The 26440-nt window shown below is 62.6% G+C and carries 28 protein-coding genes, 2 pseudogenes and 1 riboswitch; of the genes and pseudogenes, 12 read left to right on the top strand and 18 right to left on the bottom strand.

From position 1 onward, the window contains the following. Positions 1-261: 261 nt before the first annotated feature. Positions 262-1380 (top strand): TIR domain-containing protein, encoded by a 1119-nt coding sequence (locus CEQ44_RS05655; RefSeq protein WP_088184253.1) that lies wholly within the window; start codon positions 262-264, stop codon positions 1378-1380. 325 nt (positions 1381-1705) lie between these two features. On the opposite strand, the gene CEQ44_RS05660 is transcribed toward CEQ44_RS05655, so the two are convergent. The 9 genes from CEQ44_RS05660 to CEQ44_RS05695 all read right to left on the bottom strand — a co-directional run bounded on the left by CEQ44_RS05660 (position 1706) and on the right by CEQ44_RS05695 (position 10191). Beyond that, positions 1706-2089: a DUF190 domain-containing protein gene (locus tag CEQ44_RS05660; protein WP_254913996.1), complete on the bottom strand. Its 384-nt coding sequence runs from the start codon at positions 2087-2089 to the stop codon at positions 1706-1708. 32 nt (positions 2090-2121) lie between these two features. Next, on the bottom strand, positions 2122-3516 hold the full coding sequence (locus CEQ44_RS05665) for a voltage-gated chloride channel family protein (RefSeq protein ID WP_088184247.1): 1395 nt from the start codon (positions 3514-3516) through the stop codon (positions 2122-2124). 23 nt (positions 3517-3539) lie between these two features. Continuing rightward, positions 3540-3616, bottom strand: a riboswitch (Fluoride riboswitch). A gap of 188 nt (positions 3617-3804) precedes the next feature. Then, positions 3805-4035, bottom strand: coding sequence for a hypothetical protein (locus CEQ44_RS23910; protein WP_088190005.1), 231 nt, complete (start codon positions 4033-4035; stop codon positions 3805-3807). After that, entirely contained in the window at positions 4032-5225 is a 1194-nt protein-coding gene (locus CEQ44_RS05670; protein WP_088184246.1) for an IS91 family transposase, read from the bottom strand. Before CEQ44_RS05670 ends, CEQ44_RS23910 begins: the two co-directional genes overlap by 4 nt. Positions 5226-5229: 4 nt before the next feature. After that, positions 5230-6147, bottom strand: coding sequence for a site-specific integrase (locus CEQ44_RS05675; protein WP_088184245.1), 918 nt, complete (start codon positions 6145-6147; stop codon positions 5230-5232). 401 nt (positions 6148-6548) lie between these two features. Continuing rightward, entirely contained in the window at positions 6549-7580 is a 1032-nt protein-coding gene (locus tag CEQ44_RS05680) for an IS110 family transposase (RefSeq protein ID WP_088185689.1), read from the bottom strand. Positions 7581-7904: 324 nt separating this feature from the next. Beyond that, positions 7905-9338, bottom strand: a complete 1434-nt coding sequence (locus tag CEQ44_RS05685) for a YncE family protein (RefSeq protein ID WP_066768141.1) — start codon at positions 9336-9338, stop codon at positions 7905-7907. After that, complete coding sequence (locus CEQ44_RS05690; RefSeq protein ID WP_017182155.1) at positions 9335-9703, bottom strand: DUF305 domain-containing protein; 369 nt, start codon at positions 9701-9703, stop codon at positions 9335-9337. The genes CEQ44_RS05685 and CEQ44_RS05690 overlap by 4 nt, the downstream gene beginning before the upstream one ends. 8 nt (positions 9704-9711) lie before the next feature. Beyond that, positions 9712-10191, bottom strand: coding sequence for a hypothetical protein (locus tag CEQ44_RS05695; protein WP_017182154.1), 480 nt, complete (start codon positions 10189-10191; stop codon positions 9712-9714). A gap of 122 nt (positions 10192-10313) precedes the next feature. Here CEQ44_RS05695 and CEQ44_RS05700 point away from each other — a divergent pair, with 122 nt between their 5' ends. The 7 genes and pseudogenes from CEQ44_RS05700 to CEQ44_RS05730 all read left to right on the top strand — a co-directional run. Beyond that, on the top strand, positions 10314-10913 hold the full coding sequence (locus tag CEQ44_RS05700) for a uracil-DNA glycosylase (RefSeq protein ID WP_017182153.1): 600 nt from the start codon (positions 10314-10316) through the stop codon (positions 10911-10913). 77 nt (positions 10914-10990) lie between these two features. Further along, entirely contained in the window at positions 10991-11860 is an 870-nt protein-coding gene (locus CEQ44_RS05705) for a LysR family transcriptional regulator (protein ID WP_017182152.1), read from the top strand. Continuing rightward, complete coding sequence (locus CEQ44_RS05710) at positions 11860-13011, top strand: TDT family transporter (protein ID WP_066768173.1); 1152 nt, start codon at positions 11860-11862, stop codon at positions 13009-13011. Before CEQ44_RS05705 ends, CEQ44_RS05710 begins: the two co-directional genes overlap by 1 nt. Before the next feature lie 87 nt (positions 13012-13098). After that, entirely contained in the window at positions 13099-14337 is a 1239-nt protein-coding gene (locus CEQ44_RS05715) for a molybdopterin-dependent oxidoreductase (RefSeq protein WP_066768137.1), read from the top strand. Positions 14338-14348: 11 nt separating this feature from the next. Continuing rightward, entirely contained in the window at positions 14349-14822 is a 474-nt protein-coding gene (locus CEQ44_RS05720) for a cytochrome c (RefSeq protein ID WP_088185277.1), read from the top strand. Between the two features lie 47 nt (positions 14823-14869). Next, complete coding sequence (locus tag CEQ44_RS05725) at positions 14870-15529, top strand: MBL fold metallo-hydrolase (RefSeq protein ID WP_066768136.1); 660 nt, start codon at positions 14870-14872, stop codon at positions 15527-15529. Positions 15530-15533: 4 nt separating this feature from the next. Next, a pseudogene (locus CEQ44_RS05730) lies at positions 15534-15776 on the top strand (hypothetical protein); the annotation flags it as partial. Between the two features lie 380 nt (positions 15777-16156). Here the strand turns inward: CEQ44_RS05730 and CEQ44_RS05735 are convergent. The 6 genes from CEQ44_RS05735 to CEQ44_RS05760 form a co-directional block, all read right to left on the bottom strand. Continuing rightward, a complete protein-coding gene (locus CEQ44_RS05735) occupies positions 16157-17290 on the bottom strand; it encodes a relaxase/mobilization nuclease domain-containing protein (RefSeq protein WP_088185278.1) in 1134 nt (377 codons plus the stop codon). Then, positions 17283-17819 carry a hypothetical protein gene (locus tag CEQ44_RS05740; protein WP_176400402.1) on the bottom strand — a complete coding sequence of 179 codons (537 nt, stop codon included), beginning with the start codon at positions 17817-17819 and terminating at the stop codon, positions 17283-17285. Before CEQ44_RS05740 ends, CEQ44_RS05735 begins: the two co-directional genes overlap by 8 nt. Before the next feature lie 300 nt (positions 17820-18119). Then, entirely contained in the window at positions 18120-19055 is a 936-nt protein-coding gene (locus CEQ44_RS05745; RefSeq protein WP_088185280.1) for a ParB/RepB/Spo0J family partition protein, read from the bottom strand. Continuing rightward, a complete protein-coding gene (locus tag CEQ44_RS05750) occupies positions 19055-19819 on the bottom strand; it encodes a ParA family protein (protein ID WP_088185284.1) in 765 nt (254 codons plus the stop codon). The genes CEQ44_RS05745 and CEQ44_RS05750 overlap by 1 nt, the downstream gene beginning before the upstream one ends. Positions 19820-19832: 13 nt before the next feature. Beyond that, positions 19833-20012: a hypothetical protein gene (locus tag CEQ44_RS05755; protein WP_088185281.1), complete on the bottom strand. Its 180-nt coding sequence runs from the start codon at positions 20010-20012 to the stop codon at positions 19833-19835. 328 nt (positions 20013-20340) lie between these two features. Further along, positions 20341-20736 carry a DUF3768 domain-containing protein gene (locus tag CEQ44_RS05760; RefSeq protein WP_088185282.1) on the bottom strand — a complete coding sequence of 132 codons (396 nt, stop codon included), beginning with the start codon at positions 20734-20736 and terminating at the stop codon, positions 20341-20343. Between the two features lie 274 nt (positions 20737-21010). Between CEQ44_RS05760 and CEQ44_RS05765 the strand changes: the two genes are divergently transcribed. Together CEQ44_RS05765 and CEQ44_RS05770 are read left to right on the top strand one after the other, a co-directional pair. Next, positions 21011-21388, top strand: a complete 378-nt coding sequence (locus tag CEQ44_RS05765; protein ID WP_088185283.1) for a hypothetical protein — start codon at positions 21011-21013, stop codon at positions 21386-21388. 647 nt (positions 21389-22035) lie between these two features. Beyond that, positions 22036-23901 carry a reverse transcriptase/maturase family protein gene (locus CEQ44_RS05770; RefSeq protein ID WP_088183009.1) on the top strand — a complete coding sequence of 622 codons (1866 nt, stop codon included), beginning with the start codon at positions 22036-22038 and terminating at the stop codon, positions 23899-23901. A 141-nt stretch (positions 23902-24042) separates the two neighbouring features. On the opposite strand, the gene CEQ44_RS05775 is transcribed toward CEQ44_RS05770, so the two are convergent. Both CEQ44_RS05775 and CEQ44_RS24290 read right to left on the bottom strand, forming a co-directional pair. Beyond that, positions 24043-24576, bottom strand: coding sequence for a hypothetical protein (locus CEQ44_RS05775; RefSeq protein WP_088184982.1), 534 nt, complete (start codon positions 24574-24576; stop codon positions 24043-24045). A gap of 49 nt (positions 24577-24625) precedes the next feature. Further along, positions 24626-24790, bottom strand: a complete 165-nt coding sequence (locus CEQ44_RS24290) for a hypothetical protein (RefSeq protein WP_169793966.1) — start codon at positions 24788-24790, stop codon at positions 24626-24628. A gap of 291 nt (positions 24791-25081) precedes the next feature. Between CEQ44_RS24290 and CEQ44_RS05780 the strand changes: the two genes are divergently transcribed. Then, positions 25082-25516, top strand: a complete 435-nt coding sequence (locus tag CEQ44_RS05780; RefSeq protein ID WP_088184983.1) for an antitoxin Xre-like helix-turn-helix domain-containing protein — start codon at positions 25082-25084, stop codon at positions 25514-25516. Then, a pseudogene (locus CEQ44_RS05785) lies at positions 25513-25991 on the top strand (RES family NAD+ phosphorylase). The gene CEQ44_RS05780 and the pseudogene CEQ44_RS05785 overlap by 4 nt, the downstream one beginning before the upstream one ends. A gap of 43 nt (positions 25992-26034) precedes the next feature. Here CEQ44_RS05785 and CEQ44_RS05790 read toward each other — a convergent pair. Beyond that, the gene (locus CEQ44_RS05790; protein WP_088184984.1) at positions 26035-26430 is read right to left on the bottom strand and encodes a response regulator; all 396 of its coding nucleotides are present in this window, start codon (positions 26428-26430) and stop codon (positions 26035-26037) included. Positions 26431-26440 lie beyond the last annotated feature (10 nt).

The following is a 26440-nucleotide window of genomic DNA, read 5'->3' on the forward strand; positions in this document are numbered from 1 at the left end:
TCTTACCTTCGCTCATAAAAGGGGGAGGACGATACGGAACCGTTCCTGTCTTACCTCCAAGCGGCGCAGCTCGCCAGAGAGATGCAGCGCGCCAATCGGCAGCGCGACTGGCGTGAGCCATGGATAATATGGCACTGACGAGGATCATCTTGAGCGGCAGTTTCTCAGCCCCTTGCTCTTTGATTGGGCGAGTATAAACGCTGTATAGCACTCGGGACGGCTCGCGCGTTGGTGGATCCGCTATTTCTCAAGGAGGCTTTTTTGCTGGATTCGGACGAGTTGTTTGCGGCGGCAGTCGAATTCGAAAAAATCGCAGCGTTGGGCAATGAGACTGAGATTCGCGGAACGATCCAGGCCATCATCGACACCTGCAACAAGGTCCACGAAGCGTTCTCCGGTTCGTGGTTGGGTTACCATGCCAGCGTCTATCAGCGCGACCTTCGAGCACAGCCCGGCGCGCGCTTCGATAGCCAATGGGGGCTGCGCGAGATAAGCTTCGCGGGTGGGACGTCCGGGCCATGGGCGCAATATGATCGTAGCGTGGTCCGCAATGCGATATTTCAGCGTGCCGGCCATGTACTGGAGACAATCTCCGATCGGGTCGATGCCGCAGAGCGCGATTTCGCGCGTGTCAAAGGGACCGTGCTGTCCATATTGTCGAGCATGCTCGCCGAGCGGGATGATAGCTTTTTAGGCAAGCTGAAGAGCGATCTCGAAAAGGTGAATATCTTCTCCGCCCGCGAGGCGACGTTGGTGTATCAGCCCAGCGGTCAGTTCATGACCGCCGACACGGAAGCGATATCCGGAGGTGTCGTCACGCCGGCTCATTTCGAGGTGCTGGGGGAGGCAGGCGCTATGGCAACGGTGTTCAGCGCTGGCCAGCAGGCGGCAGATATTGTGCGGCAGGCGGCATCACATGTGGATCGTATGGTCAAGAAGACGCGACGCGACGATCGGATCGGGACAAATGTCTTCATCGGTCATGGCCGCTCGCCGCTGTGGCGCGAGCTGAAGGATTTCGTCGAAGACCGGCTTCGCCTGCCGGCCGACGAGTTCAACCGTGTTCCGGTCGCGGGCGTGACCAACATCGCGCGCCTCTCAGAAATGCTCGATGCCGCAGCGATCGGCTTCGTAATCATGACCGCGGAAGACGAAACCAACGAAGGCGCGATGCGCGCACGGATGAACGTCATCCACGAGGTCGGCCTGTTCCAGGGGCGATTGGGCTTCACGCGCGGCATCGTGATGCTGGAGGATGGATGCGAAGAGTTCTCCAACATCCAGGGTCTCGGCCAGATCCGCTTTCCGAAGGGACGGATTTCGGCTGCGTTTGAGGATGTGCGTCAGGTATTGGAGCGGGAAGGCATCCTCACATCCTGACCAATGCGGCGCTGCCAACCTTTGGTGCAAGGGCATCGGGTATCTTGAGCGGTTCGGTGATACAGTAACAGATCGACCAAACCCCCGGGACGGTCGGATGTTTTGTGATCAAGTGCGATTTTATACCCTTCGCCCGCATGACGGCGGATGCGAGCCATGACACTCTGGAGATACTCGGCCCCGAATGGCTGGTTCCAGCGTGAGTCGACATTCTCGCCACCGCATCGGGCCGGCGTATGCTGGTCGGCAATTACCGGCGCTCTTGGGACAATTCTGCCGTTCCCAAGCGCGGCCGTGACCGACGGCTCTCGCCAAAACCCGACGCTCATCGAGCTTTTGCCATCAGTTCCTCTGGCGCTGCGACCTGATGCCGCACTCCGCCTGGAGCGATGCTCCAATGCTCAAGATGCTTGTAGACGATCACTTTCCCGCCGAGCAGATCGCCATGGGCCTCGCAAAAGCGCTCCAGTTCATGGCGCTGGCCGATCAGCTCGACACACATCGTCAGATGCGGATTGGATAGTTCAGCACCATCCTCCATTACCGGACCGTGGTTGCTGAAGCCGTAGTGGGTATGATGCGCGACAGCGTTCATGATGCCGTCGCGCTTCGCTTGCACGACCAACTGCCGGTAGAGCGGTTTTCGGGTCCAGAAGCTGCGCGGGCCATCGGTCGCCTTGTCCGATGGCTTCATGTAGATGCGGATCATGCCGATCTCGCTGGGCGTGACCTTGTGAGACATCAGTTTTCCTTCTTGTTGAAAGAGCTATTCTCCCGACGTGTTCGCCGGGAGGCACGCGCTTCGCGCAGGGTAGCGCCATGGGAATGGCCGCGTGTCAGCCGCTTCGGAACGGCGATACGCTGCGACAGGTAGATTCCGTTATGGCCCGAGCAGATATAAGCCACGAAACAGGCCACCGCGATCGGAACGGCGTGGGTGGCCCCGAACAACTCGATACCCATGATCGTACAGGCAAACGGTGTATTGGCCGCGCCGGCAAAGACGGCGACGAACCCAAGGCCGGCGAAAAGGTCGAGCGGCGCGCCGAGCAGCCAACCCAGCGCATTGCCGAGTGCTGCCCCGATGAAGAATAGCGGCGTCACTTCCCCGCCCTTGAAGCCGGCGCTGAGGGTCACGACCGTAAAGACCATCTTGAGCGCCCAGCTCCACCGATCGGCAGGACCGGTGAAGAAGCCAGCGATGGTCGGGTCTCCGGGAATGGCGGACCAGACGCCAAGACCAAGATAGGCACGTGTGCCAAAAATCCAGACCAGCGCGATGACCAATATGCCGCCAAAGGCCGCCCGCAGAGGGCCATAGGGAATGCGAGCCTTGAGGAACCCGCCGAGCGCGTGATTGGCTTCGGCAAATAGGAGTCCTGCTAGGCCGAATGCCACCCCTGCTACGGCCGCCTTGGCGAGAATCAGCGGTTCGACGATCAGAGCGCCCACGCCTCCAGTAATGCTACTGATCTGGTAGGGCGTGTGATGGATGCCCCAGGCATGGCACGTCCAGTCGCCCACCAGCGCGGCAAGCAGACACGGTAAGATCCCGCTATATTCAATGCGGCCGACCGCCAGCACTTCGAGCGCGAACACAGCGCCGGCTAGCGGCGTGCCGAAAACAGCCCCGAAGCCGGCAGCGACCCCAGCCATCAAAACGATGCGGATGCTCGGAGCATCAAGTTTGAACAGTCGGGCGGCAGCGCTTGCAAGGCTGCCGCCGAGTTGCACCGCTGTGCCTTCGCGGCCTGCCGATCCGCCGAACAAATGTGTGGCGATAGTACCGATGAAGACCAACGGCGCCATTCGCAGGGGAACGCCGCCCCCTGGCTCATGAATTTGCTCGACGATCAGATTGTTGCCCGCTTCGACCGACTTACCGGTGCGATGGTAGAGCAGGGCGATTGCCGCGCCACCTGCCGGCAAAAGATAGAGAAGCCAGGCATGATCGAAACGGGCCTGTGTTGCCGCATCCAGACTCCACAGGAATGCGGCACACAACGTGCCGATCAGCGTGGCCAGGGGAACCAGGATCAGCGTCCAGCGCACGACCGACATCGCATGATCGTGTCGATCCCGGAGAAAGGCCACCACATTGAGCATATTGAACAGGTTGCGAAAAGTCGCGCGCACGATTCCTCCTTGCTGCCTTGCGGCGCCAAGTAGGAATCATCGTCCCTTGTCAGGGCGGTTCGACCCGAAGGTCCGGCAGAAATCCATTACCGTTATTGCCATCTATGATGGGCGAAGGAAAAAAGATCAAGGGATGCTAACCGCTGGGATAGCAACAGCCCAGGTGGCAGGGTTCGGCGTGAGCTGACATTTTTGAGCGACCACCGGGGCGACCAGTTCTGTGCAGGGTTTCGGGCGCTTGCGTACGAAAGCCTCCAGTGCAGGAACCCGCGGGCCCCGCGCGCTGGTTTATGGGTAAAACGGCTTTGGGATGGTTCTGGCGGGTAAGCGCTGGCGATCCGGAAGTGCAGCTCCTGGCCCGATCAACGTGATTTCGTGCGGTGTCAGACAGCGAGCGGCGTCGGTTTTGCTGGCCGGCGTGCCCAGCGCCCAGCTCAATTCTGGGATGGGCATGTGCAGGGTCATCGGCCAGAACACCATGGGTACGACCTTCATGTAGGGCGAGCCATGCCGGATCATGGCACGTGCCTCCGGGTGAGCGATGTCGATGATGGCGGTGCTCGTGGTTGGCACCAGCGGGCGAAGGTTTCGATGACGGTCATGCGCCCACCGCAGCATGGGCATGGCGGGCGATGGTCGGGCGGCTCGTTGGATGCGGGCTCATCGATCGGCGCGGCGACACCCAGCAGCCTGCGGGCGAGCGCCATGGCCTCCTTGTGCGTCGAACTGGCGAGCAGACCGTAATGCCGGATACGGTGGAAGCCACGCGGCAGGACGTGGATCAGGAAGCGGCGAATGAACTCGTCCGTCGCAAACGTCATGACCTGCTGGCGTTGGGGCCCGTCGCGACGGTAATCCTTGTAGCGGAACGTCACGCCGCCCTCGTCGAAGGCGATGAGCCGCCGGTTCGAGATGGCGACGCGGTGGGTGTAGCGCGAGAGATAAGCCAGCACCGCCTGCGGCCCTGCAAAGGGCGGTTTGGCATAGACCACCCAGCGCTTCTTACGGATGGGCGATAGATGCCGGAGGAAGGCCTTGCGCGAAGCCAGGCCCGCCAAGGCGTTGAAGAAGGCCAGCTTACCAGCATCGAACAACGCCAGCAGGCGTGTGAGGAACAGCCGGCGGAACAGCGCGCCCAGTACGCGCACTGGCAGCAGGAAGGTTGGACGCGACGAGATCCAGCGCTTGCCGTCCAGCGTGATGCCACCACCGGGCACGATCATGTGCACATGCGGGTGGTGGGTTAGTGCCGATCCCCACGTGTGCAAGACAGCGGTGATCCCGATCCGCGCGCCGAGGTGCTTGGGATCGGCGGCGATGGTCAGCATCGTATCCGCAGCAGCGCGGAAGAGCAGATCATAGACCACCGCCTTGTTCTGCCAGGCGATGTCAGCGATCTCGGCGGGCACGGTGAACACGACGTGGAAGTAGCCGACCGGCAATAGATCAGCCTCGCGCGCGGCCAGCCAGGTGCGCGCGGCGGCGCCCTGACATTTGGGGCAATGCCGGTTGCGGCAGGAGTTATAGGCGATACGCCAGTGCCCGCAGTCGTCGCAGGCTTCGACATGACCGCCCAGCGCGGCTGTGCGGCAGTTCTCGATGGCCGTCATGACCTTGAGTTGGCCGAGGCTCAGATGCCCGGCATGGGCTGCGCGATACGCTGGCCCGGCACTCCGGAAGATGTCGGCGACCTCGAGTGAGGTGCGCACCGGTTCAACCGGGCGGCGATGCCGTTCGCGTCCGGCCTTCCATAAGCGCAACGATCTGGTCGAGCGGACTGGTCACCGCCCGCATGGTCTTGCTCGAAACCTGAGTATAGATGCCGGTCGTGTTGATGTTCACATGTCCCAGCAGGACCTGGATAACGCGGATGTCGACACCTTGCTCGAGCAGGTGAGTGGCGAACGAATGCCGCAATGTGTGCGGGCTTACCCGCTTGTGGATCTCGGCGCGCTCGGCCGCCTCCTGCACGACGCGATGCAACTGGCGCGCTGAGACCGGGTCCGTGCCGTTGCGGCCGGGGAACAGCCAGCCATGTGGCAACATCACTCCCCGCCGCTTGCCTTCGCGCCACCATTGCCGAAGCAAGTCCAGCAAGTGCGGTGAGAGCATGGCGTTGCGATCCTTGCGTCCCTTGCCCTGCTCGACGCGGATCAGCATCCGGGTGCTGTCGATGTCATCGACCTTGAGGTGGGCAACCTCCGAGACGCGCAGGCCCGCGCCATAGGCCACGCTCAGCGCTGCTTTGTATTTGATGCCTGGCGCAGCCTCGAGCAGCCGCGCAGTCTCTTCGACGCTCAAAACCACCCGCAACTTGGGCGCGTAGTGCATGACGACAAGCCCCAGCGCCATCTCCGGTCGCTTGAGGGTTATACAGAACAGGAAACGCAGTGCCGATACAGCCCCATTTATTGTTGCCGGACCAATGGCGCGTTCATGCTGATCGATCTGAAAACGCCGGAGGTCTTCGATCGTGGCCGTATCGGGAGGCCGGCCGAGAAACGCGGCAAATGATCGGACGTGCCGGATATAGTCCTTCTGCGTGTGCTCCCCAAAGCCACGCATCGTCATGTCCTGCAACATACGCTGGCGAAGCGAATTGTTCGGGGCAGCGGTAGTGATAGCGTCCATCGTAAGTTCCTCTCCGTTGAAGGAACTCCACGGTCGCAAGACGACATCGCCGCTCTCAAAGCCTGAACAATACTACGCTACGTCACCCCAAGCGACCCTCCCGCAGAGCGGGTCGTCTAATCGCCCCTCTGTCAAGCCAGCCAAATCAAATCGTTTATAACTGAAGCCATGCGTATGCCGGGTACAGGGTCGTCTACGCGGTCGACGCAAGTTGATCGCCGCAGGATGTGTTCCGTAGGCAAGATCTTCCTATGTTCGTGACGCAATCTGCTCACGAGGGCAGTTGCTTCCCGCTTCGCGGAATGATCTCAGCCGCGTCCCGGCAGGGACGGCTCGGCGCGTCCTCAAAGGACGCTATCAGTGAAACGTTAGATGTGCTGGTGAAGGTGTGCCGATGTAGATCAAGTAGGCACGGCGGCTCCAGCATTGGGATCAAACAGCTCGCCCGACGTCAACATCGCATGCATGATGACTGCCAGTTTGCGCGCGAGGGCGACGGCGGCTCGTTTGAAACCGAGCCGTTCCTTCAGCGCCAGAGCCCAGGTGCGCAAGGTGTTCGTCTCCGTCGACCTGTTCAAAATGACCGAAGCCGCCTCGTACAACAAGGTGCGTAACTTTGCGTCGCCGCGACGCGAGATGTGGCCTTCATAGTCAACCTCTCCCGACTGATATCGCTTCGGGGTTAGACCGACCCAGGCGCCTACAGCGCGCGAGTTCTTGAAGTTGATCGGATCCTCTATGGCTGCTGCAAAGGCCGTGGCGGTGACCGTTCCCACACCAGGCACTGAAGTAAGCAGGCGGCAGCGTTGGTCCGTGCCGGCCATCGTAACCAGTTGCTTGGTTAACTCTGCCACACGAACCCGAATATCGCTCCAGGCTTTGAGCAGCGGCAGGATGATGCGCGCCAAATCGTTTTCGCCTTCTAGGAGCGTAAGAACGTTGCGTTCAAAGACGCTGCCGACACCTTTGGGGACGACCAGCCCAAACGTCTTCATCAGCCCACGTATCTGGTTCGACATCTGCACCCTCATCTTCATGAGTTGACGGCGGGCGGCGATCAGCGTCCTCATCAACATGCTGTCGAAGCCTTTGACGCGGACCTCCCTATAGAAACCAACTTCAGCCAGATGGGCCAGTCCGTCAGCGTCGTTCGCATCGGTCTTGTTGGCAGCCATATCCAGAGCGGCCTTGGCATGGCGCGCATCTATACAGATCGCCGGCAGACCTTCCGCAGTGAGGGCATGGAAAAACCATACCGACAAAGGTCCGGTCTCAAATACCACGCGCTTTGCATTTGGTGCGCGCTTTCGGATCACTTCTGCGAGAAGCTTCGGGTCGGATGCACACTTGCCACGCCAAATGCGCTTGCCGTCCTGACGAACCGATACTGAAGTGTCTTTCAGGGAGACGTCGAGTCCTATATGCTGATCCACGGTTGTCCTCCATTTGATGCTGGGCCCGGTCCAAAATCGTGAGCCCGTTCTTCATCTTATCGGGGGGCAACCAACCTTCCAGTAATCCCGTGCATCTGGCCAAAGGCCGGCGCTCCCGCGATTACGTCATGTTCGTGCTTTGGTCGCTTGCCGTCGAAACGCTGAACCCCGTAAAATCGGACAAAGCCGTCGTTAGCAGGTTAGACGGTGCCCGACGGCTTTAGGTAAACGCGGACGTCGATGAGCTTCCCTTCAATAACTAGGGAGAGTCGAAGAGCGATGAAACGCCGCTGCGCACAATTGGTAGCCAGCGGCGCGCGGGCTTCAATGGGCTTGTTTCTGCACTACCGCGCCCTGCGAATCCGGATCACCGGCACGAATGACCAAATAACGGCGCTCGGCCGGGGCAGCATCCGCGACAATCTGGCGGATCGGCCCGACGGCGTTGACGATGGCGGCGCCGGCCGGATTGGTCATGAACTTGGCAAGAGGTTGAATCGCACCCGTCCCGTCGGGTTTGGTCGCCAGTCCGAGCGTGAACGGTTGCTTGGGCGGCAGGCCGGCGACGGCGGCCTGCAGGATCTGGACCTGCCCCTGATCGAACAAAGTGACTTGGCTCTGGCCCTGGCCTGACAGGGTCAACTGGACCTTGCCGCTGGCCATATCGAGCGGGACCAGATTGGCCATGCCGTCGCCCGAAGGCACCGCGCCCGGTACATAGGCGACGCCCTGCGGCCCCTGACCGATAGGGATGGTCGTGAGCAGGCGGTTGGTGGCAGTATCGATGACCGCAACGCCGTCGCCATTCTCCAGCCCAACATAGATGCGGGTGCCGTCGCCCGAAGGCCATAACCCGTGCGGCAGCGCGCCGACCGAAACTGTCGCCACCTGTTCGAACGTGTCGGTGCGGAACACCTTGACGATGTTCTGCGTGCCGACTGTCACATAGGCGAACTGTCCGCGCGACGTGCGGGCGATGTTGACGTGATTGGTGATGGGGCCGGTGTCGATCGTCTTAAGGACAGCGAACGGCGGCTTGGCGTCGAACACCATTACCTTGCCGACATCTTTGAGCGTCAGCCAGACCTGCCTGCCATCGGGTGTCGCGGCGATGTCGGGGCAGAAGGGGCTAGCTTGGGCGACACGTCCGACGACCTTCTTGGCTTTGGTGTCGATCACGACCGTCTCGGGCGAGAAGCTCGAGCAAACGTACCCGTATTTGCCGTCGGGCGAGAAGATCGTCATGCCCGGGCCGTTCGGGACGGTGATGCGCGTGGTGGGTTCGAACGTCTTGCCATCGAGCACCTGGATATAGTCCTCGCCGCGAACGCTGACCCAGACCTCGCGCCCGTCGGGACGGAAGAACGCCTCGTGCGGCGAGCGGCCGACATAGGCGGTGTGCTTGACCGCGTTGGTGGCCGTATCGATGAAGGTCACCGAGTTCGACCCTATCGAGATCACCGCCAGCGTCCTGCCATCGGGTGAGAAGCCGATGCCGTGGACCAGAAGCTGACCCTTGTAGAGTGGGCTCAGATTGGCGGGCGTCAGATCGCCGAGCTTGATGACGCCGAGCAGTCGGTTGGTTGATGGGTCGATGACCGATACCGTGTTGGAAAACTGGTCCGAAGTATAGAAGCGGTCCTGCGAACTGATCGGCCGGTCGGGCGTCGCATTGGGCACCTGCTGCGCGGATGCGGGGTTCGCCAGCAGGCCGAGGGCAGACATGGCAAACGCCATCTTGAGGTGATTCGTAATCATTTTCCGTCTCCCTGATGCTGGTGAGGCACACTCGGCGGTGCGCCCTTCTCGGCAAGGATCGCCTGCATGACCGCGATCTCCTGACGCTGTTCAACGATGATGCCCTGCGCGAGACGGCGCAGGCGTTCGTCCTTGCCGTAGCGCAGTTGCGCCTGTGCCATCTCGATTGCGCCCTGGTGATGCGGGATCATCATCGCCGCGAAGTCGCGGTCCGGATCACCGGACGGCGCGACCATCATCTCATGATGCATCTGCTCCATCGCGGCGGCCATGTCGGTGGCGAAGTCCTGAGGCGCCGCTGCGAGTGCGCCTGCGGATGCCGCGAGGCCGAGGCCGGCAAGGCCCAGTATCAGTTTCAAGCGCATGCCCCTTCTCATGATAGTCTCGCGATAACGCCTATGATGGCAGCCAGTGTCATCATCGCCGCCGGCAGGAGCAATATTTGCATCGTCGCCTCGCGGCCGCTGATCGTCCCGGCGAGGATTTCGACCGGGCCGCGCAGGAACTCGCCAAGGCTGCGCTGCCGCTCGCCCGGCGCAGCACTGTCAGCGAGGAGGATACCGCCGACGATCAGCGAGAAATACATGACCGTGAACAGCGTCACGACGACGAGGACACCTGCCGCTGCCGCATCGCGTGCGAAGAAGGCCCAGAATGACCCGACCATTATTGCATAGAACCCCACCAGCGCAACGAGCACATTAGGATGAACCCCGCGACTGGCGACGCCGGGCGCTGGTCGCTCCAGTTCGGCGTATGGATCATCGGATCGGACCAAGCGTAATGCCGGTCGCGTCGGTTCTTCCACCACTTCCTTGGGCTGAAACTCGCTCTCCATAATGCGCGTTGCCATGTCGGATCTCCTGATCGACAGCGCTGCCATTGCTGCATTGCTGTAACTGTGACCAAGGTGGCGCGTTGCTAGTCATCGATCCAACCGATGATATTTGTCGTTCCGATCACGAATGGAGATGAATGGCCTGGCTCGACGACCCCGACCTGATCAAGCGACGGCGGCAGTCCTTGGCGGATGCGCATGTCGCACAGCTCGAATGCTGGCGCGAAGGGCTGTTGGCCGACGGCAGACCTGTGCCGCATTTCGACCCGGCGGACGGCGGGGTCGACGCCCGGCTGCTGTTGCTTCTCGAAACCCCCGGTCCCGGGCCTGAGCGCACCCGCTTCGTGTCGCGCGACAATCCGTCCGGGACCGCCCGCAATCTGCGGCGCTATCTCGACGAGGCCGGCATCGACCGGTCCGATTTTGTACTCTGGAACACCGTGCCTTGGATCATGCATCCACCCGGTGCCCGCAATCGCACCCTGCGCAAAGCCGAGATCGATGCCGGGCTGGCCACGCTCCCCGGGCTTCTCGCGCTGCTGCCCAAGCTGAAAGTCTGCTTGCTGGCCGGCCGGGTGGCGACCAAGGCCGGACAACTCGTGTCGGCGCATGATGCTTCGATCAAGGTCATGCCGATGCCGCATCCCAGCCCGGCCAACGTCTGTACAAGTCCTCAGGTTATGGATCGCCTTCGCGCGGCGTTCAGCGAAGCAGCGGCCCTGCTCAACCAATCGTGAATGACGATTGGAACGATCCAATCAACAAGTTGGAACGATTTATCGCGCCGGTCTATTGATCCCTGCAGGAGATCGATATGACCCTCGAACAGCTTCGTATTTTCGTTGGCGTCGCCGAGCGCGAGCATATGACCCGCGCCGCCGAGGCGCTCAACGTCACCCAGTCGGCGGCGAGTGCCGCCATCGCCGCGCTCGAAGCGCGCCACGACGTGCCGCTATTTCATCGGGTCGGGCGCGGCATTGAGCTCACCGAGGCGGGTCGCATGTTTCTGGACGAGGCGCGCGCCGTCCTCGGCCGGGCCGCGAGCGCCGGGCTGGCGCTGGCGGAGTTCGGTGGTCTCAAGCGCGGCACGCTGCGGATCGTCGCGAGTCAGACCATCGCCAGCTACTGGCTGCCTGCGCGGCTCGCTGAATTTCATCGTCGCCATCCGCTGATCGGCATCGAACTGGCGATCGACAACACCGACGGTGCTGCTGCGCAGGTGCTCGACGGCACGGCCGAACTTGGCTTTGTCGAAGGTTCGGTCGACGAGCCGGCACTTGCGCACTGGAAAGTCGCCGAGGACCGGATGTTACTGGTCGGCGCAGAGCCAACCGGAAATGTCGATGAAACCTGGGTCCGCGAGGCCAACTGGATCGTGCGCGAACAGGGATCGGGCACGCGCTCGACCTTCGAGGAGGTGCTGCGCCACCGCGGCGTCGACCCTGCCGATCTGCGCATCGGCATGACCCTGCCGTCCAATGAAGCGGTTCGCTCGGCTGTCGAAGCCGGCGCCGGGGTGGCAGTGCTGTCCGAACTCGTCGTGCGCAGGGCGCTGGCGGCGGGGCATCTGCATGACCTGGGTCTTGGGCTGCCCGCACGGCCGTTCGAAGCGCTGCGCCACAAGGAGCGTTACCGCACCAAAGCGGCCGACGCGCTGACCGATCTCGTGAAGGAGCATGGATGATGACCGGCGACCTCAAGCCCGTGCTCGGCGGCCTGCGTCCACTCTCGCGCCTCGATCATCCCCGCGAGATGATCCGCCAGTTCACCCCTAACTGGTTCGCCGCGACCATGGGCACCGGCATCCTCGCGCTGGCGCTACCGCAGGTGCCGGGCATCGGCCCGGCATTGAAGCCGGTCGGCGAGGCGTTGTGGTTTTTCAACATCGCGCTGTTTGCGCTCTTCACCGGCCTCTATTCGGCGCGCTGGATAATGTTTGGCCATGAGGCACGGCGGATCTTCGGCCATAACACGGTGTCGATGTTCATCGGCACCATCCCGATGGGCCTCGCCACGATCATCAACGGCTGCCTCGCCTTTGGGATCGCCCGGTTCGGCGACGGCATCGTCGGTGTAGCGCATGTCCTGTGGTGGATCGATGTCGCGGTGGCCGTGACCTGCGGCGTCGTCATTCCCTATTTCATGTTCACCCGTCACGAGCACAGCTTCGACGGCATGACCGCCGTCTGGCTGCTCCCGGTGGTCGCGGCAGAGGTGGCGGCGGCGAGCGGCGGGCTGCTGGCGCCACATCTCGCCGATCCGCATGCGCAATTCGTGACGCTGCTCACTTCCTATGTGCTCTGGGCCTATTCGGTGCCGGTCGCCTTCAGTATCCTCGCGCTACTCATCCTTCGCATGGCGCTGCACAAGCTGCCGCACGAGGGGATGGCCGCGTCGAGCTGGCTCTCGCTCGGCCCGATCGGCACCGGTGCGCTCGGAATGCTCGTGCTGGGCGCTGACGCGCCAGCGATCCTCTCGGCGCACGGTCTCGCCTCAATTGCCGGCATTGCCCAGGGTCTCGGTAGCATCGCGGGGCTGCTGCTTTGGGGCTTTGGCCTGTGGTGGCTGGCGCTCGCGATGCTGATCACCTGGCGCTACTGGCGCGCCGGGATCCCGTTCAATCTCGGCTGGTGGGGCTATACCTTCCCGCTTGGCGTCTACACGGTCGCGACCTTCCGCCTCGGCACGACCTTCGACCTCGCCTTCTTCGGGATCGTCGGGACGGTGCTCACCCTTGCCCTCGCGATGATGTGGGTGGTGGTCGCCGCCAAGACGCTCGCCGGCGCGTGGAAGGGCCACCTCTTCGTATCGCCCTGCATCGCGACACCCAACTGATCGCCTGAGGCGATCAAAATCGAAAATCCGATCGCTTGGCTCGACGAGCCGGATCGGCCACGTTCGCCCGAAGAAGGGAATGCTATCATGGACAAGCTCGACACTTGGTTCGCCGCCGAAAGCAGTCGTCGCCGCTTTCTGGGTCAGGCCGCGCTCGGCGGCGCCGCGCTCGCTGCCGGCCCCGCACTCGCGCAGAGCCTCGTCGACCTGCACCTTCCCGGCGGCAATGCCGGGCGGCCGATGACCAGCGCCTTTCCCGGCAAAGGCAGCATGATCCTTCAGCGCATGCACCCGCCGCTGCTCGAAACTCCGATGGAGGTATTCGACCGCGACGTTTTCACCCCCAACGACCAGTTTTTCGTGCGTTGGCACTGGGCCGACATCCCGACCTCGATCGATGTCGATATTTTCCGGCTCACCGTCCGCGGCCACGTCAATAGACCGCTTTCGATCAGCCTTGCGCAGCTGCTCCGGTTGCCGCGCGTCGAGATGGCGGCGGTCAATCAGTGCTCGGGCAACAGCCGCGGCCTGTTCCAGCCGCGCGTGCCCGGCGCACAATGGGGCAATGGTGCGATGGGCAACGCCAAATGGCTCGGCGTCCGGCTATGCGACATCCTCGACTATGCCGGCGTAAAGCCCGGCGCGGTGCAGGTGCGCTTCGGCGCCCTCGACCAGCCCGTCGTTGCCGGCGCACCCGATTTCGAGAAGGCGCTCGACATCGACCATGCTCGAGACGGCGAGGTGATGATCGCCTTCGGCATGAACGGTGAGCAATTGCCCCTGCTGAACGGCTTCCCTTGCCGGCTGATCGTGCCGGGCTGGTATTCGACCTACTGGGTCAAGATGCTCAATGACATCGAGGTGCTGCCCGGCCCAGATGACGAATATTGGATGGCCAAGGCTTACAAGATCCCGGCGACCCCGGGCGCCAATGTGAAGCCGGGCGCAAAGGACTTCCCGACCGTCCCGATCAACCGGATGATCCCGCGGTCCTGGGTCACCAGTCTCGGCGAAGGCCAGGCCATCGCATATGATCGAACGATCCCGCTCGGTGGTATCGCCATGGGCGGCGATTGCGGGGTCGCCAAGGTCGACGTCTCCACCGATGGCGGCCGCACCTGGTATCACACCCGGCTCGGTCCCGATCACGGCAAGTACAGCTTCCGCCGCTGGGACACGCAGGTGCCGCTGGCGGCGCGCGGAAATGTCCGGCTGATGTCGCGCTGCTGGAACACGGACGGGGTCGCGCAGCCGATGGCGCCAATTTGGAACCCGGGCGGGTTCATGCGCGGCAATATCGAAACCACCAACATCACTGCGTCCTGAGGAGAGCCGAGATGAAAGTCCCTTCGATCGGCATGCTATCCTTCGGTGCGATCGGCCTTGCGGCCATAGTCCTGATCGCGATCGGCCCGCCCGGCAGCCACGTGCCCCCACCGCCGCCCGCACCCAGCGGCCCGGCACCGTCGAGCATCGCTTTTGGCGGGTTCGCGCTCACGTCGGACACGGTCGACCTGCCGATCGACGACCAGCAATATCCCGACGGCCCGCACGCCGACGTGATCAACGCCAACTGCACCTCGTGCCATTCGGCCAGCATGGCACTGACCCAGCCCGCGCTCACGGCCGACCAGTGGAAGGCGACGGTCACCAAGATGAAGGAGGTCTATAAGGCACCGGTCTCGGAAAAGGATATTCCAGCGATCGTCGACTATCTGACCGCGCTGAGCGCGAAGCAGGGCAGCGGGGCGCCGGCCGGCAAGGAATCCGGAAGTCAGGGCGCTCCCGACGCGCCGGGCGGGACTGGCTGAGTGACTTATCGCCGCGCGCCGCGTTGATCGGATGAAGGAGGCGCCTGATGCGTATCGAGAAATTCGTCCATAGCTGCTTGAGGCTGACGCTCCAGGGCAAGCGGCTGTTGTTCGACCCAGGCAAATTCTCGTTCGTCGATCGGCGTGTCGATCCTCGCGACCTCAGCGACGTGGATTTCATCCTATTTACGCACGGCCATCCCGATCATCTCGACGGCGAGGCGCTACGCACCATCGTCGGCGATGGCGAACCGCGGATATTCGGAGGCAACAAGGTCGCAGCCACGTTGCGCAGCCAGGGCTTCACCGTCAGCGAGGTAAGAGAAGAAGGGCTCGACCTTGGACCATTCACGGTCCGTGCCCTGCCGGTGCGCCATGAGCCGATCCTCGCCGAAGAAATCCCGGCCGTCCTGGCATTTGTCGTCAATGATCGCCTTCTCAATCCCGGCGATAGCTTCGATGAACGGCTCCGCCAATTTGCTGGAATTGACGCGCTGGCGCTGCCGGTGATGGCGCCGTTCCTGACCGAGATCGGCGCCCACGAGTTCGCCAGGTCCATGCGTCCAAGCCATGTGCTCCCGGTCCACGATGGCTATGCCCGCGACTGGTTCCTGACGCAGCGCTACGATACCTATGAGCCCTATTTCGAGAAGGCTGGCATGACCTTCCACCGCCTCCAGCAGCCCGGTGACGGGTTCGACCTGTGACGGACGACAAACCGGCCTTTCGGTCGCGACGGCCTGGTGCATCGACGATCCGAAGATCGCCAATGCGGCGATCGAGCAAGTCCAGTTGGACCTCGTCATGGTCGCGCGCGCGCATCTCGCCGATCCGCATTATCCCTATGTCGCGGCCCAGGCGCTCGGCAAGGACCGGCCATCATGGGTGCTCCCTGCGCCTTATGCTCACTGGCTTGAGCGCTACCGGGGGATCGGTAAAGCGGCGGCCCAGTGATCGGATCACCTAGTGCACACAGGGTAGCGCAAGGGCCACGTCGGGCCCCTAAAATAACCCTCGTACAGCCGATCATTCCAAGCATTAGCGCAGACGACCGGCTGCCGAACTCTTAAATTATCAAGATCTTTGCACGATGACCGTATGGCGGGTTGTAGGATCGACGACTCCAATTGAGCGCTCATCTTGAGCGCACCGCTGCGAGACCGCTCACTGGAACGGAAATGGCAGGTTTCGACAGGATCGGCCATTGACGCGCCGGGCTGCGAACTTCTGGAAGTGGTCGACAACTGCCCCGCAATAGGTCTGTCGCCCGCGCAAATTATTGTCCGGTCAGAACTTGCTGCCTTCGCCTCGCCATCTGTTCGCCACGGAATTTGCTAACGCTCGCGATCCCGTGGCTTACGGGCACCTCGGTCAATGTCAGGTCGTTGCGCCCCTTCGCCCTTCTTTTCTCGACTGCGAAGATCCGATGCCTGGTTTCGATCGGCAATCATGATCTCACGCGCCCGTTCCAAGCGCCGCGACACCGCCGGCGGCATATCGGCGACGAACCCTGCGATCTCCTCGGCCAGCGCGCGATCCTCGTCTTTCCCGGTCGCCGCCAGCGCGGCTGCGGCATCCGCGTAAGCCCCCCGGATCTGCTTCTGTCGGCCCAGCGCCAGCACATCCTCCACCCGACGCTCCGGATTCTGTGACCGTGCGAACGCCTGCGCCCGCTCCTCGATCAGCCGGTTCAGATCCAACTTCCTCCCCTGCCCCGCTGTCCGCGCCTCCAGATGGTGCGCCGGCGACCGCACCCGCGTCTGGACATGGCCCCGCGCGCGGCGCGGCGTCGCTTCGGCGGCGATGCCGCGCTGACGCAATTCATGGGCGAAGCTCTCGCGCCAATGATGAAGGTCGGCCTTGCGCGGATTGAACCGCGTCCCGTCCACACCTTGGGTTGCGACGGTCAAGTGGACATGGGGATGAGCGGTGTCGGTGTGAAGCGCCACCATATAGCTGAACTGCCCTTCGAACTCGACGCGCGCGAACGCCTGGACGGCATCATGGATGGTCGCGGCATCGGTTGTACCGCCAGGCATCGACAACACCATCGACATCGAGGTCGGACGGTCCTTCCCATGCGCGTTCATCGCCTGATCGAGCATGTCCCAGTCGGCGGCAATCGCCTTCAACCGCTTTTCATCGGTGATGATCTCGCCCTCGCTGCTGCGGATTTCGAGCTTCCCGTGCCGTGAAATATAACCGAAATGCTCGGCAAGATGCCTGACGCCCCGCTGTTTGCCCGAGATCTTGACCATGACCTCAGGGGCCTTGCGCACGATCCGCTCAAGCTTGGCCCGCGCCTCGGCCGCCGACAGCCCGGGCGCGGCATTGCTCCCGCCCCTGCCCTTGCCGCGCGATTGGATCCGCAGTGTCCCCCCGCGCAGGCTGCGCTTGCCCCCGGCCGGCGGTCGCCAGGCTTCCATTAGACTGGGGAGCGGCAGGACGCCGTCGTCGTCCTCATTCATCGGCCGTATCCCAATAGGCCATGTCACCCTTGAGCGCGCGGCCAAGCACGCGCAGCTGATCGGCCACCTCATCCCGGAAGGAAGCGACACGCGCGGCCTCGCGCGCCAGGTCGAGACGGGAATCCACCATGGTCGCGGCATGCAGCGCATGGACCGCCTGGTTGAGATTGATGCCGATCCGGTTGAGTTCGCGCCAGGACTGCGCGATCAGCACCCGGTCGCCACGCGGCGGCGGCGACGTCGCATGCAACCGTCGGCGCAACAGCATCACAAGCCATTCGGTCCGTTTGAGGCCGCGCGCATCCGCCGCCGCATCGAGCCGGTCGATATCTTCGCGCATGAGACGAAGCTGCAGCCGGTCAGTCGTGCGGGTCCGAGGTACAGCCGTCTCGCAGGATGTGTCCCCAGCCTCGTGCAGCGCACGATCAATCAGTTTGCGCAGGAGCGACGAACGACCGCCAACGGACCTTGCCATGGCATCGAAGCGTGCCGCGAGATCATCGGGCAGACGGACGTTGAAGACGGCCATGTCCGCAAGACTATTGTCATACATTGACGGCGCCAAGCCTATCCGGCCCTCACCTAAAACCACTCATCTTATAGTCTGCTCAAACAGACTCCCCCTCTTCAAGCAACGTATCCAACTCGACCTGACCTCGATGGGACAAGAGAGTATATCCGAGCGAACCAATTCCCTCCGCCTGCAAAAATGAAGACAGCCGCGCCCCTGAAGAAAGGGGCACGGCTGTCAAAATTGTCTGAAAAGCTCGATCGTTTCGACGCGGAGTGAGGGGTGATTGGATGCGCCCCGACCTGCCCCGCCAATGGTTTACTCCATGGCGATCTCGGCAACAGGCGCTTCGACCTCCTCGCCGTCGTCGAACGCCACCCGAACGCGCTCGGGCAGGATCAAACGTCCTGTCCGCCCACCCACCGTCACCCGAACCGCATCGAGCGGCCGAGGCTGCGGCGGCACCTCCGTTTCGAACATCGATCGCAATCCGGCACCGGCACGGACCGGCCGGCACGGTGCAGCGCGCTCGGTGCCCTGCCCGTTCGGGAGCGCGGGCACATCGCGCAGACGGGCGTCCGGCAGAGTCTCGGAGGCCTTGAGTCCTGCGATAAACCGGCCGCCTTCGGCCAGGGTCACGCTCTCATCGCCAAGCCCCGTGACATAGGCGCGCACCGCGTCGCCATGAGTGCGAGCAGCCCGGTGAAGGTCGTAGAGCAACCGGATCGGCATCTGGTCGATCGCCGCACGCAGCCAGGGCGCCATGTCGGCACAGGCGGCATAGAGCGATACGAACTGCTTCGATCGGCCGAGCGCGCGGGCGATCTCCGCCTGGGTGACGCCGGCACCTAGCATGCGTTCGATCCCGGTCGCCAGATCATGGGGGGTCAGGCCTGCGCGCTGGTCATTCTCGACAATCTGATCGGCGAGCGTGTCGGCGCGGTTCACCACCGCCATCACGATCGCCGGGATGGTCTCGCGCCCGGCAAGGCGCGATGCCCGAAAGCGCCGCTCACCGACGCGGATGACGTGAAGGCCGTCGCCATTTTTCGGGGCGACGATGATCGGCTGCAGGACGCCGCGCGCGGCGATCGAGGCAGCAAGATCCTTGAGCTCCGTCTCGTCGAACACGCGCCGCGGATTTTCCGGATCGGCCATGATCCAGTCGAGCGGCAGATCCTCGACGCGCCGCGCGCTGTCGTGGAGACCGACAAGCAGCCCGAACTCTTCGGCGCGCTGATCGAACTTGCCCATCACGCCGCACTCAGATGGCGGACGTCCATCCGGCGAACGATCTCCGCCAGGATCGGCCGAATTTCGTCAGCGGCCGCCTTGGCGCCACTACCGGTTTCGCACCAGACCGGATGATGCTGTTCGGCCGAATGCTTGTAGGTCGGCCGCGCCTTGATGAAGGCGGGGAACATCAGCTTCTCACCAACCGCGCGGGCGAGCTTGACCGCATTGTCCATTTCGCGGCGGTCGAACGGATTGACCATCGAGGGCAACAGCCCGAGAAAATCGACCTTGCGCCCGCCGCGCGCGCCTTCCGCCTTTTTGAGCGCGGTGAGCAGCATCTTGGCGCACTCGATCGAATCCTCGGCGACCTGAACCGGAGCGATCACTGCGTCGGCCACCGCCATCGCGCTCAAGGTCAGCTCATCCCATTTGGGGCCGGTGTCGATGACGCAATGGTCAAAATGGGCACCCAACGCGGGAAACCGGCCAAGAAAATCGCGCACGTCACCCGCTGCCTTGACCATCTGCAGGCGCGGATCGGCGGCGAAGACCGTGATGCCGGGCGCATCGGTAAGCTCAAGCCGCGCCTCGGGATCGAACAGGTCCGCCGAGAACCACCCGGTCCGCGCGCTGGCAAGCCGGCGTGTGGAACTGCCCTGCGGATCAAGGTCGAGAAAGGCGACGCGATTGCCGCCTTGCTCGGCCAGATACCAGGCGAGGTGCGTGGCGAGGAAGGTCTTGCCGACCCCGCCCTTCAGCAGGCTGACGACGATCGTCTTCATGGTCGCCGGACCCTCACGATTCATAGTCTTGGGGACCATCACGCAGATTGCGTTCATAATGGTCGCGCGACGACCAGTCGCCACCGCCGCCGATGCCGGGTCCGACATAGCGAAACAGGTAGACGGTGATCGCGAAGCAGACGAATGCGAACACGAACGCATGGTCAGGATGACGGGAAAAATAATCGGCCACAACGGGTCTCCTTGGGATGTTCCAGGGACACCGATCGGTCCCCTCACCGCGCAGCAAGACGCGGACGCTCTCGCCGCGCAGCCTCCCCTCTCGTGCCGGAGAGCAAGGGTCGATGGGACGTCTGGGCGGCACCGCCGACAGTCTGCTCAAGCAGACTTTTCGGCTATCCCCCCGGTCAGGGGGATGGCCGGGGTCGCTCGCGAGGGATGGGAAATCTGGTCAGGCCGACGCCGGGCGCAACCGGGTGACACAAAGCAATCCGCGCCGGCCGCAGCGGCGAGCCCTTTCGGTAAAAAAGTGGCCCCGACAGGGTCGGGGCCATGATCGCTCAATATTCGTGGGTGAGAAGCAGCGTCAGCACGCGGATGGTGACATCGGGATCTGCCGGGTCAGGCGATCCGTATGTCAGTGCGCGATCATAATAATCGATCTTCCAGTACAGGGCCTCGCCCGCGAAGTCGAAGCGACCGAAATCACGCTCCCCATGCGGATCGACGTCGGGACCAAAGGCGTCATAGTCGCGCACCGTGCGCAGCAGTACCGCGCGGCGCTGAAACCCGCGAAACAGGCTGGTATCGCCGATCAGGTCGGCGACCCCGGCGGTCATGACCACCTGGTTGACGCCCGGGCTATGGATGGATTGGCGCAGGGCATCATTGAGCCGCGCGATGGTCGCGATGCGCTGGTCTGCGGATAGGATTTTGTCATTCTGGGGGTCGGCCATGACGTTCGACTTTCCAAGCTGTGTCAGACCCCGCCGATCGGGGCCTTCCGACAGGCGACCGGACCGCCGGGGCATAGCGCGCCCGCGCACCCGACAGGGTCGCAGCGGATGTGGAGAAGCCCGGCACCGGGCTTGCGCTGGCAAGTGCCGCGGCGAGGACGCCAAGCCAGGAAGGGACCGTCGGTGCGGCGGTCAGAGGGAATAAGGAACGGCATGGCCGACTTTTCAGACGTGCTGCTGGACGCGCGAACGAGGGCTTCGCTATCATCCGATCATGACAGACACCGCCCGGATCATCGCCCTTTGGCCACGCTGGACATCGAGCGTCGGCGCGATGCAGCGGTTGCAGATCCAGGTTCGTACCCAGTGCCGTCGCTGCGGCGCCCTGATGCGCGCCGATCTCGACGAGCTGGTCGCCCGCTATGGCGGGAATGCGTCGTTGATCGATCGCCAGGAGCGATGCCGTATGGTCGCGTGCGATGGCGCGACCTTCTACCTCGCGGCCCGGCGCTATGGTGGACCGTGGCGGATCCTGGTCGATGATGCGGCGTTGCGCGACGGGCTGAGCCTGTGCCCGCCCGCGCATCTAGCGCATGGGCGACCAGCCCCTGTCGCGAATGCCGCAGACCTGCCGAGTCCACAGCGCCGTTGACGACCTGCCCACGGCAGGGATCGTGACCCGCATGGGCGTGCGCCGTTGTGGCGCGGAGAAGAAAGGAGTGTTCGTATGAACTGAGCTTATTGGCATAGCTCATGCCTGACCGACTTACCGGTGCCGATGATGAGTCGGCTGAAATTCCGAAAGGGAAACGGGACCATAGCATGTCGGTGGATGGATCGAAGTCGGGCGCCGCAGCCTGACGGTTGACCAGCAGGCAAGGTGCGCATGGTGAAGACTGGATTGTCTGAATCCCAGTTTCCAACGACCACTAGGTAGGTGACGGTGAACGCAGCTGACACACCGTCCCGAGCGGAGCGAGGAGCACGGCCCTGCAAATCGCTGCCAGTCCGCCCGGCGTGGCCCCGGTAAGGGGATCAAGGAAATGAACGGGGCACCTAAACGCACCGCGACTCCTCACTCGCGCAACTGCGGGATCGCCTAAACAGGACGGCTTGTTCGGACCTGCATGGCGACGGAGCCGTCATAGTAGTCAAACGCCCGGTGTAATGGCCGGGACAGCCGCCGCGAGGCGGACGGGGCAGCGGTATAAGCGGGAGCGATCCTTGTCGAAATCCGCAGCATCCGGGCGAAGGACGGCAGTTCTGTAACCTCGATGGATCAAAGGAAAGGGATTGCTGATGCAAACCGCTACTATCCTGAGACGGATCGAGAAGCTTCCGGCCTTGTCGCGGGCGGGCAAGCGGATCAACGGTCTCAACCGCCTCATGCGGTCCCGCTGCTTATATGAGCGGGCCTATGATAGAGTATCCCGGAATCGGGGTGCGATGACGCCGGGAGTAGACGGCCAGACCTTCGACGGCATGACGCTGGCGAGGCTTGATCGTCTGGTCGAACGCGTGGCGGAAGGCCGTTACCGCCCTCGTCCAGTGCGGCGGGTCTATATCCCCAAGGGCAATGGTAAAATGCGCCCATTGGGCATCCCTACGGCGGATGATCGCATCGTTCAGGAGGCGGCGAGAATGATCCTCGCGGCGATTTATGAGCCTGTGTTCTCGCAGCACAGCCATGGGTTCCGCGCGGGTCGCTCCTGCCACACGGCTCTCGAAGAGATCCGCAAAACCTGGACGGGTGCGAAATGGCTGATCGAAGTGGATGTTCGCGGGTTCTTCGACAACATCGACCATGACATCCTGCTCGGCCTCTTGGCCCGCCGGATCGATGATCCTGTGTTCATCGATCTGATCGGGACGATGCTAAAGGCAGGGTGCATGGATGAATGGAAGTTCGAACGGACTTATAGCGGCACTCCGCAGGGTGGGGTCATCTCGCCCTTACTTGCCAACATCTATCTCCATGAGCTTGACCTGTTCATGGAGGAAATGCGGGCGGGCTTCGACAAGGGCGCCAAACGGCGGGCCAATCCTGCCTATGTCGCCCAGACCCAGCAGATCGCCGCACTTCGTAAGAAGATCGATGCAGTCCGTGCCGATGGTGCGGATGAGGTAGAAGTCCGGGCCTGTCTAGCCCGGATCGAAGCCATCAATCGGGAAAGGCGGAAGATACCGTCCGTCGATCCAATGGACCCCAACTTCCGTCGCCTTCGCTACTGCCGCTATGCCGATGACTTTCTTGTCGGTGTGATCGGCAGCAAGGCGGAGGCCGTTCAGATCATGGCCGATATACAGCGCTTCCTCGCTGATCGGCTCAATCTGGCGGTATCACCGGAGAAAACCGGGGTTCGCGATGCGTCGAGGGGATCGCCGTTCCTTGGCTTCCATGTATGCGCCTTCACGTTGCGCTCTCCCGGAACAATGGCGGGGCGTCAGAAGGTCGGCGGCGGGATGCGACGCATCCTTCGTCGGCCAACGCGGGGGAACATCAAGTTGTGGGTGGCGAGGGACCGGGTCTATGCATTTTGCAGGCGCAAAAAGCTCGGCAACCTCGACATGAGGAATGGCCGGGTGCGTCCGCAACTCATGGAATCCAGTGTAGCGGAGATTATCGTTGCCTATAACTCAGAGTTCCGGGGCTTCGCGACCTATTATGCGATCGCCGACGGCGTGAAAGCGTCGCTCGACAAGCTCGAACTGGTAATGCTCAGGAGCCTCTTTGCGACTGTAGCATGCCGGCGACGCTCGACGAGAAGGCAGGCCGAGGAATATCTGAAAATGGGGTCGGATCACGGCGTAACGACCTTGGTCCGGGGCGAGCCGCGCGTCCATAAGGTATGGAAACTGAAGCATCTGATCGTACAGGCATGGGGCAATCCCGTCGTTGATGCCATTACGGTTGGCTCGCGCATTGCGCAGAGTTCGAACGATCTCGTCACCCGTCTCAGCGCCGAAGAATGCGAGGCGTGCGGCGATACTGACGGACCGTTCGAGATGCATCATCCTCACCGCTTAAAGGACAAACGGCGCGGCCAACTGACGCCATGGGTGCAATCAGCACGGCGGCGCAGGACCATCGTCCTATGTCGAAAGTGTCATGTTGCCCATCATGGTGGCCGGATGCCAGACAGAATGGAGAGCCGTGTGCATTGAAAGGTGCAAGCACGGTTCGGGGGGAGGCGCTGGGGCGTCCTCGCAAGAGGCGCCTCGCGTCTACCCTACCGAGACCCGGCACGGGGCTCGGGGCGGTCCGCCTAGAGCCCGGTCCGGCGCAGCCGGAGCCGCCCTGCCCGCTTAAGCCCCCTTCGCGTTAGCCAGATCACCGAACAAACGAAGCAATATCTCGTCCAGGCTGGCGACCTTCTCGAACCTGGATATCCGGACCTTGCGGTGGTTCGGCCGCTCATTCTTCTCGCCCTCCGCCGTGCCCTTGCTATGTTTGGCGACGGCGAACGGACTGATGTCCGGCAAAGGCTCGCCCGGCCCCGCGCCAAACCACAGATAATGGTCGAAGAGGAGATCCGGCGTCACCACGATCCAGATGACGCATCCGCTCGGCTTCTCCATCAGCTTGAGGCTGATCTTTACCTCATCGGTCTTGCCGCCGACGATTTTGGTTTTGAACTGGATATGGCGGGTTACGCGACCTCGGGCCATGACCAGGTCATAGCCGCCCGCGTCGAATTCAGAACGCAGCACCTCGACGTCTGTCACACCCAGTTGCCAGAGCCGGCGCAGTGCTTCACCGACAAAGACATGCTCGACGATGCGCTCCCGCAGGGTCGAGTGAATGAAGTGCGGGTTCGCTTCCTCGGTAAGATCGTCCAATCAGCACTCGCGCAATAAGGGCGGGGGCGGATGCCCCCGCCGGAAGGTTTCAGCTGAACGGATCATATTCGTTGATGACGACCACGTCGCCGTCAAAGTCGTCGGCGGTGATGACGGCGAACTGGTTGCCGATCCCGATGACCATCGTTGCGATCATCAGGGTTTTGGAGAGGCTGAGCGCATTGAGGCGGGCGATCTTGATGTCGGTGAACATGTCGAGGCTCCTTGAAAGCCGGCGGGTTCATCCCCGCTCGACTGGCGCCCGAAGTGTTCGGAGGGTGGCCGCGATCACTTTTTGCCGCAGGCCAAAAGCCGTAGCGAAGCGACCGGACCCTTTACGGGTTGATCGCATTAGGCCGCGCGCCGGACCAAGGATTGCGCCTCAAAGAGCGGGGTGAAGCTGCCGGCCGCAAGAGGTCATGGCCCCTCCGGACCGATATCACCGTTTGCTTGTGTTTGCCTCACATGAGACATATATCTGTATCAGGTGAGACAGGAGCAGCAGATGGCGAGCCAGCCCGTGACGATCGAGACCCTGCTTGGGGTTGCGCCCCGCAAGGGCGACACGCGCCTGGGGCTGAGCTATTCGATTCTCGAAGGCCTGCCGGTCGGCGCACTCGACCATCTCGCCGACACCGTCGCGCCGGGCGACAGTCGCTTCAAGTTCCGCCTTATTTCCAAGGCGACGCTCGATCGCCGCAAGAAATCGGCGTCCAAGCGCCTGACCAGCGAGGAAGGCGACAAGCTGGCGCGGATCGCCAAGGTGTTCAGCTTCGCGCTCGATATCTATAAGGATCCCGCCAAGGTCCGCGACTTTCTCGGCCGCGCGCACCCCATGCTCGACAACAAGCCGCCGCTCGACGTGGCGCTGGCGACGGGTCCGGGAGCCGATGTCGTCATCAACCTGCTGGGACGGGCGGCGTATGGCGGCGGAGCGTGAGCGCCCAGATCACCGACCGCGTGCTGACCTGTTTTCGGATCGGCGATCCCGATGGCGCGCATCCGATCTATGACAGCGAGGGCGCTCGGCTCTATCCGGGACGGTGGAACACCGCGGCCAGCCCGATCATCTACACGTCAGAACATTATTCGACGGCGATGCTGGAAAAGCTCGTCCATGCCAACACGGTGATGCCGCCCAACCAGCATTATATCCGCATCACGATCCCCAACGGCGTCAGCTACGAAGTCTTCCCAACCGCGAAATTCTCCGGGTGGGACGGCAAGCGCGAAGACATCTGCAGGGCCTTTGGCGAGGCGTGGTTCGCGGCAGGGCGCTCGGCGTTGTTGCTGGTGCCTTCGATCCCGGCGCGGGTGGAACGCAACATCCTGATCAATCCAGCACATCCCGACGCGCAAGCAATCAGCTTCGAGCTGCCCGAACCAATTGGTGGGATGACCGGCTCTACGGCTGATCGTGCCTGACTGGCATATTTGCGTTGATCCTTGCGAACTGCCTTATTCGCCGACAGTCGGGCCACCGGCATTGAGCAACTGCGAAACAGCGGTGACGATCTGGCCGATCGCAAAGGGCTTGGCGATCAGCACGCTGTTGGGGACGCCGTGCGATGTCCATTCATGACCGCTCGCGCCCGACATATAGACGATTGGAATATCCGCTGTCAGTTCGCGAGCGCGTCGTGCGACATCCCAACCGGTCAGCTTATTCGGTACAAGATTTACGTCGGTGACGATTGCCCGGACGGTCGAGTCCGTTTTCTCCAATGAAGCGATCGCCTCCTCGGCAGTGTGAGCAGTCGCGACGGCATAACCGGCATCTTCCAGGCCCAAGACGACGACCTCTTCGATCAATGTCTCGTCTTCCACCACCAATATCAAAACTGAGTCGGTCAAAATCGGTGGT

It is taken from the genome of Sphingobium sp. Z007 (assembly GCF_900013425.1).
Lineage (GTDB): Bacteria > Pseudomonadota > Alphaproteobacteria > Sphingomonadales > Sphingomonadaceae > Sphingobium.

What these genes read in the sequence shown, in the direction of transcription:
- CEQ44_RS05660 (WP_254913996.1), bottom strand. Translation starts at nt 2,089, where the DNA reads ATGATCCGCATCTACATGAAGCCATCGGACAAGGCGACCGATGGCCCG.
- CEQ44_RS05705 (WP_017182152.1), top strand. Translation starts at nt 10,991, where the DNA reads ATGACCCTCGAACAGCTTCGTATTTTCGTTGGCGTCGCCGAGCGCGAG.
- CEQ44_RS05780 (WP_088184983.1), top strand. Translation starts at nt 25,082, where the DNA reads ATGGCGAGCCAGCCCGTGACGATCGAGACCCTGCTTGGGGTTGCGCCC.
- CEQ44_RS05740 (WP_176400402.1), bottom strand. Translation starts at nt 17,819, where the DNA reads ATGGCCGTCTTCAACGTCCGTCTGCCCGATGATCTCGCGGCACGCTTC.
- CEQ44_RS05715 (WP_066768137.1), top strand. Translation starts at nt 13,099, where the DNA reads ATGGACAAGCTCGACACTTGGTTCGCCGCCGAAAGCAGTCGTCGCCGC.
- CEQ44_RS05750 (WP_088185284.1), bottom strand. Translation starts at nt 19,819, where the DNA reads ATGAAGACGATCGTCGTCAGCCTGCTGAAGGGCGGGGTCGGCAAGACC.
- CEQ44_RS05745 (WP_088185280.1), bottom strand. Translation starts at nt 19,055, where the DNA reads ATGGGCAAGTTCGATCAGCGCGCCGAAGAGTTCGGGCTGCTTGTCGGT.
- CEQ44_RS05725 (WP_066768136.1), top strand. Translation starts at nt 14,870, where the DNA reads ATGCGTATCGAGAAATTCGTCCATAGCTGCTTGAGGCTGACGCTCCAG.
- CEQ44_RS24290 (WP_169793966.1), bottom strand. Translation starts at nt 24,790, where the DNA reads ATGTTCACCGACATCAAGATCGCCCGCCTCAATGCGCTCAGCCTCTCC.
- CEQ44_RS05690 (WP_017182155.1), bottom strand. Translation starts at nt 9,703, where the DNA reads ATGCGCTTGAAACTGATACTGGGCCTTGCCGGCCTCGGCCTCGCGGCA.
- CEQ44_RS23910 (WP_088190005.1), bottom strand. Translation starts at nt 4,035, where the DNA reads ATGATCCGGCATGGCTCGCCCTACATGAAGGTCGTACCCATGGTGTTC.
- CEQ44_RS05700 (WP_017182153.1), top strand. Translation starts at nt 10,314, where the DNA reads ATGGCCTGGCTCGACGACCCCGACCTGATCAAGCGACGGCGGCAGTCC.
- CEQ44_RS05735 (WP_088185278.1), bottom strand. Translation starts at nt 17,290, where the DNA reads ATGAATGAGGACGACGACGGCGTCCTGCCGCTCCCCAGTCTAATGGAA.
- CEQ44_RS05760 (WP_088185282.1), bottom strand. Translation starts at nt 20,736, where the DNA reads ATGGCCGACCCCCAGAATGACAAAATCCTATCCGCAGACCAGCGCATC.
- CEQ44_RS05720 (WP_088185277.1), top strand. Translation starts at nt 14,349, where the DNA reads ATGAAAGTCCCTTCGATCGGCATGCTATCCTTCGGTGCGATCGGCCTT.
- CEQ44_RS05685 (WP_066768141.1), bottom strand. Translation starts at nt 9,338, where the DNA reads ATGATTACGAATCACCTCAAGATGGCGTTTGCCATGTCTGCCCTCGGC.
- CEQ44_RS05675 (WP_088184245.1), bottom strand. Translation starts at nt 6,147, where the DNA reads ATGGACGCTATCACTACCGCTGCCCCGAACAATTCGCTTCGCCAGCGT.
- CEQ44_RS05710 (WP_066768173.1), top strand. Translation starts at nt 11,860, where the DNA reads ATGACCGGCGACCTCAAGCCCGTGCTCGGCGGCCTGCGTCCACTCTCG.
- CEQ44_RS05695 (WP_017182154.1), bottom strand. Translation starts at nt 10,191, where the DNA reads ATGGCAACGCGCATTATGGAGAGCGAGTTTCAGCCCAAGGAAGTGGTG.
- CEQ44_RS05765 (WP_088185283.1), top strand. Translation starts at nt 21,011, where the DNA reads ATGACAGACACCGCCCGGATCATCGCCCTTTGGCCACGCTGGACATCG.
- CEQ44_RS05770 (WP_088183009.1), top strand. Translation starts at nt 22,036, where the DNA reads ATGCAAACCGCTACTATCCTGAGACGGATCGAGAAGCTTCCGGCCTTG.